General features: G+C 54.6%; 1 protein-coding gene. It reads right to left on the bottom strand.

All coding sequences use genetic code 11. The features are described 5' to 3' along the window. A partial coding sequence (locus AAIG26_RS23655; protein ID WP_343181624.1) for an elongation factor Tu occupies positions 1-740 on the bottom strand: 740 nt, incomplete at both ends.

Genomic DNA, 740 nt, shown 5'->3' with positions numbered 1-740 from the left:
AATTTGGTGTGCGGCTTGATGGAACCCGGCTTAGCCAGTACCTGACCACGTTCGATTTCTTCACGTTTGATACCACGCAGCAGAACACCTACGTTCTCACCAGCACGGCCTTCGTCCAGCAGTTTGCGGAACATTTCAACGCCGGTACAGGTCGATTTCGCGGTGTCTTTGATACCAACGATTTCAACTTCTTCACCCACTTTGATGATACCGCGCTCTACACGACCGGTAACAACGGTACCACGACCGGAGATGGAGAATACGTCTTCGATCGGCAGCAGGAACGGCTTGTCAATCGCACGCTCTGGTTCCGGAATGTAGGAATCCAGGAAGCCAGCCAGTTCGATGATTTTCGCTTCCCACTCTGCTTCGCCTTCCAGCGCTTTCAGAGCAGAACCACGAACGATCGGCGTGTCGTCGCCCGGGAAATCGTACTGAGACAGCAGTTCACGAACTTCCATCTCTACCAGTTCCAGCAGCTCTTCGTCATCAACCATGTCACATTTGTTCAGGAACACGATGATGTACGGAACGCCTACCTGACGACCCAGCAGGATGTGCTCACGGGTCTGCGGCATCGGGCCGTCAGTCGCAGCAACAACCAGGATCGCGCCGTCCATCTGCGCAGCACCGGTGATCATGTTTTTAACATAGTCGGCGTGGCCCGGGCAGTCTACGTGTGCGTAGTGGCGAGTCGGGGTGTCATATTCAACGTGAGACGTGTTGATGGTGATACCACG

Source organism: Kosakonia sp. PSU_27, assembly GCF_039409795.1.
Lineage (GTDB): Bacteria > Pseudomonadota > Gammaproteobacteria > Enterobacterales > Enterobacteriaceae > Kosakonia.
Note: the sequence above shows the minus strand (reverse complement) of the source record. Positions and strands in the feature narration are given on the sequence as shown.